The organism is Bacillota bacterium (assembly GCA_013314855.1).
Lineage (GTDB): Bacteria > Bacillota > Clostridia > Acetivibrionales > DUMC01 > Ch48.
In genome coordinates, this window is record JABUEW010000178.1 from 1 (window position 1) to 6,023 (window position 6,023).

6 protein-coding genes are annotated in these 6,023 nt (G+C 40.4%); all 6 read left to right on the forward strand.

Features of this window, described 5'->3' with window-relative positions; genetic code table 11:
• Positions 1–675 (forward strand): hypothetical protein (locus HPY74_19210; protein NSW92740.1); only part of this gene is annotated, 675 nt, incomplete at its 5' end.
• Positions 676–1,527: 852 nt separating this feature from the next.
• On the forward strand, positions 1,528–3,462 hold the full coding sequence (locus HPY74_19215; protein ID NSW92741.1) for a PAS domain S-box protein: 1,935 nt from the start codon (positions 1,528–1,530) through the stop codon (positions 3,460–3,462).
• A 37-nt stretch (positions 3,463–3,499) separates the two neighbouring features.
• Positions 3,500–3,742 (forward strand): hypothetical protein, encoded by a 243-nt coding sequence (locus HPY74_19220; protein NSW92742.1) that lies wholly within the window; start codon positions 3,500–3,502, stop codon positions 3,740–3,742.
• On the forward strand, positions 3,714–5,087 hold the full coding sequence (locus HPY74_19225; GenBank protein NSW92743.1) for a sigma-54-dependent Fis family transcriptional regulator: 1,374 nt from the start codon (positions 3,714–3,716) through the stop codon (positions 5,085–5,087). Before HPY74_19220 ends, HPY74_19225 begins: the two co-directional genes overlap by 29 nt.
• Positions 5,088–5,353: 266 nt before the next feature.
• On the forward strand, positions 5,354–5,740 hold the full coding sequence (locus HPY74_19230; GenBank protein NSW92744.1) for a response regulator: 387 nt from the start codon (positions 5,354–5,356) through the stop codon (positions 5,738–5,740).
• A 102-nt stretch (positions 5,741–5,842) separates the two neighbouring features.
• A partial coding sequence (locus tag HPY74_19235; protein ID NSW92745.1) for a chemotaxis protein CheW occupies positions 5,843–6,023 on the forward strand: 181 nt, incomplete at its 3' end.

The following is a 6,023-nucleotide window of genomic DNA, read 5'->3' on the forward strand; positions in this document are numbered from 1 at the left end:
GCAAACATCTCCAAAATCATCAAGGCCATAGACGAGATTGCCTTCCAGACCAACCTGCTGGCCTTAAACGCCGCGGTAGAGGCTGCCCGCGCCGGCAAACACGGCAAAGGGTTCACCGTGGTGGCCGAGGAAGTGCGGAACCTGGCCCAGCGGAGCGCCAAGGCGGCCAAAGAGACCGCCGAGATGATCGAGGGTTCGATCAAGAAGACCGAGGTAGGCACCAAAATTGCCGAGGAAACTTCTAAAGCCCTTGAAGAAATTGTGCTGGGCGTCAGCAAGGTAACCGACTTCATCAGCGAGATAGCCTCCGCTTCCAAGGAGCAGGCCCTTGGCATCAGTCAAATCAACGAGGGGTTGGGCCAGGTCGACCAGGTCACCCAGCAGAACTCCGCCAGTTCGGAAGAGCTTGCCGCGGCCAGCGAAGAGATGTCCAGCCAGGCCGAGATGGTCAGGCAGATGCTTGGCAAGTTCAAACTTAAAAAGCAGGGCGCAGGCAGTTCCTTTGCGGCAGGGCCCGTGAGCGCAGGCAGGCCGTACCTGGAACACAAACAGAGCAGGAGCGCGGCCCAGAAGGTTTCCAGGCTGGCATTGGCAGAGGTTGCCGCTACATCGGGCGGCAAGGTAAACCCGGAGGATATTATATCTCTGGATGACGTGGATTACGGCAAGTTCTAAACCTTGTATTTAAATATTTGGATACTACTAGAAAATAACCGCAGAACTATATAAATTGTATTGAATAAAGTATCGACTGAATGTAGTCCATAGCCTCCCGAAGCGTTGGAGATGGACCACTTCCTTTCCCTTAAAAAACCGTAAATAATCTTTGATGCCGGGGCTGTCGATGGGCTGGATCAGGTGCTCATAGGTAGTCCTGGCTTTTTATTCGCGGCGAGATCCTCATACAGGTCCAAGATAGCTTAAATATAAGTCATATCGACAACAATTTGGTTCTCCTTTAATACCTTTACAGAACTGAACGTTAAAGGTAATTTCGCGGTACTCTTAAAATGTAGCATCTTCTCAGACATCGGAGAATTTTACAAAATAAAAAAGCATTTAGGAATTTGCTCAAGTTATTTAGGGGACTTATTTAGGGCCAGAGAGCTGACATATAAGGTCATAATTTGTCGAAATATGTTAGAAAAATTACGCAAAGTAAGGGTAGGATAAATGTCAATTTATGTTGAAATTATAGACTATAGTAGTATATTTAAGAAATAAATAGTTTTATTATATTGTATATTAGTAGTATAGTAGTATATTTAAAGGGCAAGTCCAATTTTGTCTGTAAAGCAGCTTAGGCCTGGTTAAGCGGCACTGGAAGTATTCTCCTTATTTTGATTGCCAGTAAAAACTTGATTATCAGCAAGCATTATTTTAGCTCTTTTTCAGTAAAAACTGACTCTTTCCATCGCCGGTTTGTTCGCCATAAAGTGGGAGAAAGCCAGCTTACTTTATCATCAAAAAAGCGGGGGGTGACATTTGCTTGAGATTCCTTTTAAGCCCCTGCGAGAGTGAGGTTTTATGAAAAATATTTATTGTTCCAAAAAATCCTGGAATGAATCTGAAAATTTTTTTAAATCGTTATTTTATAATATCGGAACTCCGGCAGTAGTTATTGAAGAAAGTTCAATAATAACTCTGGCCAACCGGGAGTTTGAAAAAATATCAGGATTCTCCATTGAAGAAATTGAGTATAAAAAAAGTATATTTGATTTTATTATAGGAGATGACTTGTTCAAAGTAAAAAAATATCATTTGTTGCGAAGAATCGGGTCTGATATAGTTCCCAATAGTTATGAATCCCAAATTATAGATAAATTTGGTAATATAAAGAACATTCTTTTGACAGTAGCAATGATTCCCGGAACAAAAAAGAGTGTAGTATCTTTTTTTGATATAACCGAGAGTAAAATTGCAAAGGAAGCAATCCTGGCCAACCAACAAAAATTTCTGTCTGTAATAGAATTTCTACCGGATGCGACTTTTGTAATCGATCAAAACAAGAAAGTTATAGCCTGGAACAAAGCTATGGAAGAAATGACCGGTGTGCCCAGGGGAGCTATTATAGGTACAGGTGATTACGCAGAAGCAATATACGGGTCTGAACAATCTATTCTCATAGATAACGTAATAAAAGCTACTACAAATAACACTGATATTATGGAAAAAGAAATTTTTCTTCCCAATGCCTATCAGGGTAAAGGAGCCTACTTTCGCATAATAGCCTCTCCCCTGTTTGATGGAAATGGTAATCTAATTGGGGCAATAGAATCGCTACATGATATTACAAATATGCGAAATGTTGAAAATCAACTAAGACAGGCTCAAAAAATGGAAGCTGTCGGCCTTCTGGCCGGTGGTATAGCACATGATTTCAATAACCTCTTAACAGGCATTCTTGGTAATGTTTCATCAATTCTGGCAGATACTTCTCATAGTGAAGAGCATTTTGACGCTTTAAAAGAAATTGAGCAGGCAGCGTTAATGGCTGCCGATATCATAGAAAAACTTCTCGGTTTTTCAAGAAAGTCCATAATGCAGTCTAACGTAGTCAATGTAAATGATAGTATTTTTGAAACATGTAAAATCTTAGAAAGAACTATTGATCCAAGGATAAACATAAAAACGGACTTGGCAAAAGATTTATGGTTGGCCGAAGCCGATAAAACTCAAATTATACAGATTTTAATAAATCTTTGCTTGAATTCCCAAGATGCAATGACAGAAGGCGGAGTCATTACCATTACAACCAAAAACGTAAGTCTTGGTAAAGATTGTCTTAATCCCAAAAAATCTTATATTCGACCAGGCAATTTTGTAAATATAACGGTAAGTGATACAGGTTGCGGTATGACGCCGGAAATACAGGAAAGAATATTCGAGCCCTTTTTTACCACCAAGGAAATTGGGCATGGTACGGGTCTCGGGCTTTCCATGGTTTACGGCATTGTTAAACAACTAAAAGGCTGGATCGATTGCTATAGTGAACCTGGCGCCGGAACTAGTTTTACAATATATTTGCCCAGGTATACAGGTGAAAAAAATCCTGAAGTCCAATATAATATTTCCAGAAAAATAGCGAAGATATCAGGAAATGAAACCATTCTAATCGTAGATGACGAAAAAATTGTTAGAAATTTTACAAAAAGAGTGCTTCTAAAGAATGGATATAAAACTTTAACAGCCGGTGACGGACAGGAAGCAATTGACATTTACCTTAATGAGTGGGAAAAAATTGACCTCGTCGTACTTGATCTTACGATGCCAAAACTCTCCGGCAAGGATGTTTTAGTTGCTTTAAAAGAAATAAATCCATCAGTGAAAGTATTGTTAACAAGCGGGTATTTATTTAATGACTTTAAAGAACCTTTTTTCCCGGAATGTGAGTTTTTACATAAGCCTTTTACAGAAGGCGAACTTTTAAGCCAATTGAAAAGCTTATTACAAAAAGAATAGAGGGGTGAATACCCGTTTTTTGTAACGGGGTTTTAGTATGAACGAAATTGCTGAAATAGGAAATTTGATCAGGCAAAAAGCTCACGATTTAAATAACCTTATAATGGTTATAAAAGGCAATATGACATTAATGCAATGCGAGGATGAAGAAATAGTTAATGATAACTTGGAATCTATAAGAGCATGCAAAGAAATTATAAATTCCCTTTTAATCGTTGGCCGCAGGTTAAACAGTATGGGAGCAGCTGAATATGGCACGGATATTAATAGTAGAAGATAATATTAAAATTCAAAAGTTGCTTTTACGTTCTTTAGAACAGTATCAGTTAGATACAGCAGTCAGCGGCAGCGAGGCAGTTTCTAAAGTTAGCTCGGAGCAATTTCAAGCTGTTTTACTGGATGTTGTTTTGCCTGATTCAAATGACCTGGAAATCCTCCGAAAGATAAAAGAACTACAACCTGATTGTCAGGTAATAGTAATGACAGGACATGGCAGTATACCTTTAGCTGTAGATGCAATAAAAAGCGGAGCTTATGATTTTATTGAAAAACCGTTCAGTCCACCTGAAATTAAATGCCTTTTGACGAAGGCTATAGGAGAGTCCCCCAAAAGTGCCGGTCGTTTGCCTGAAAATGTTGTTTCGATAGCCGACAGAATTGGTTTTGTAGGTTATCAAAGCAAGGAAATACAAGAATTATTATTAACTGCATATAAAATAGCAAATAAAGATCTAAATGTACTTATTTGTGGTGAAACCGGTACAGGTAAGGAGTTCTTGGCAAGGTTTATTCACACTGCCTCCATGAGATCGAACGAGAGGTTTTTCCCCGTTAACTGCGGGGCGCTCACTGAAAGTTTAGTAGAGAGCGAACTTTTCGGGCATGAAAAAGGGGCTTTTACCGGGGCCGACCGGCTCCGGCGAGGTTGTTTTGAACTGGCGGACAAAGGAACAATTTTTCTTGATGAGGTTGGAGAAGCTTCTTTGAGCCTCCAGGCCAAGTTCTTAAGAGTGTTGGAAACAGGGGAGTTCCAGCGGGTAGGGGGCGAGCATTTTGTTACTGTGGATGTTCGGGTACTGGCGGCCACTAATGTAGATCTGGTAAAGGCCGTTAAAAAAAAGATTTTTCGAGAGGATCTGTATTATCGTTTGGGTGCGGTACTTCTACACATGCCGCCGCTGCGCAACCGCCGGGATGATATTTTGTCTCTGGCTTATTATTTTATTCGCCGGTCTTCAGTACAGGGGACCGCCCCGGTTTTATCCCCGGAAGCAATACAGGTTTTATTAAACTATTCCTGGCCGGGTAACGTTCGTGAACTTTCAAACGTGGTTCAACAGGCTGTCGCATTTACTGAAGGAGGGGTTATATTACCGGCGCACCTGCCTGTTTACTTGCGGCAAAACAAAAGCATGGAATTGATAAACAGGCTCAATACGGGAAGAGAAAGCATTTTGCCCCCTCCCAGTATTGATGAATGTGAAAAAGCTGCTATTACAGCAGCCCTGGAATATTGTAAGGGCAGTGTCCCCGAAGCCGCAGCTATTCTGGGCATAGGACAAGCAACTTTATATAGAAAGATAAACAAATTAAACCTTATGACCTTAAAAAGAGGAGCCAACTAGTAAGAATAAATGTTAAGAATAATATCAAAATGATAATTTATAATTTTATCAAAATGATAATTTATCTTTTCTAATAAAGCTGCAAGTTTCTTATAGGGTAATATTTCTAAGGAAAAATGCCGCCAGCAAATGGTAATTGTTGGTGGCATTATTATTGCTACTTATGTCTTTGGTAATAAAATCCTTTAGTTAGCTCTATGTAATACTGCTACAGGGATATTGGATCTGACATTACCGGTACATAAGAAAAATTATAGGAGGAAGACATGAACATCCTGCTAGTTGATGATGATGCAGATTGTTTGGACGGCCTGGTCACCGTCCTGGAACCTGCGGGGCACCAGTGTGACATGTTCACTGTCCCGGAAAAAGCATTGGAATCATATCAACAAAAGCAATACGACACGGTTATTACCGATTTGAAGATGCCCGGTTTAAGCGGGATTGAGGTATTAAAAAAGGTTCGTTCCATAAATCCCGAAGCCAAGGTTATTATCACTACCGGGTACGGAGATGCGGAGACAGTTATTACCGCCTTAAATAACGGGGTGTATGCTTTTTTTGATAAACCAATTGAAACAAAAGATTTAATGGAAACCCTGGAAAAAATTGAGCGTGATCAGCGGGTAAAAAATTCAGCACCCAGAACCTAGAAGACAGAATAAAACCCCATTTTGTATTCTGACTCCTGACTCCTGTATTCTTAAAGAATTGACTATTGTATACCTAGATCTTTTACAGTGGAGGTGAGAGATATGAGCTTAAAAGAGAGGCTGGACGCAGACCTGTTGGAAGAAGATTACGAGGAGGATGAAGATACCCAGGAAGACAAATACCTGACCTTTATCCTGAGCCAGGAAGAATACGGGATCGAGATCAGGCACGTCACAGAGATAATCGGCATTCAGAACATAACCGAAGTGCCCGACATGCCCC

What these genes read in the sequence shown, in the direction of transcription:
- HPY74_19215 (NSW92741.1), top strand. Translation starts at nt 1,528, where the DNA reads ATGAAAAATATTTATTGTTCCAAAAAATCCTGGAATGAATCTGAAAAT.
- HPY74_19220 (NSW92742.1), top strand. Translation starts at nt 3,500, where the DNA reads ATGAACGAAATTGCTGAAATAGGAAATTTGATCAGGCAAAAAGCTCAC.
- HPY74_19225 (NSW92743.1), top strand. Translation starts at nt 3,714, where the DNA reads ATGGCACGGATATTAATAGTAGAAGATAATATTAAAATTCAAAAGTTG.
- HPY74_19230 (NSW92744.1), top strand. Translation starts at nt 5,354, where the DNA reads ATGAACATCCTGCTAGTTGATGATGATGCAGATTGTTTGGACGGCCTG.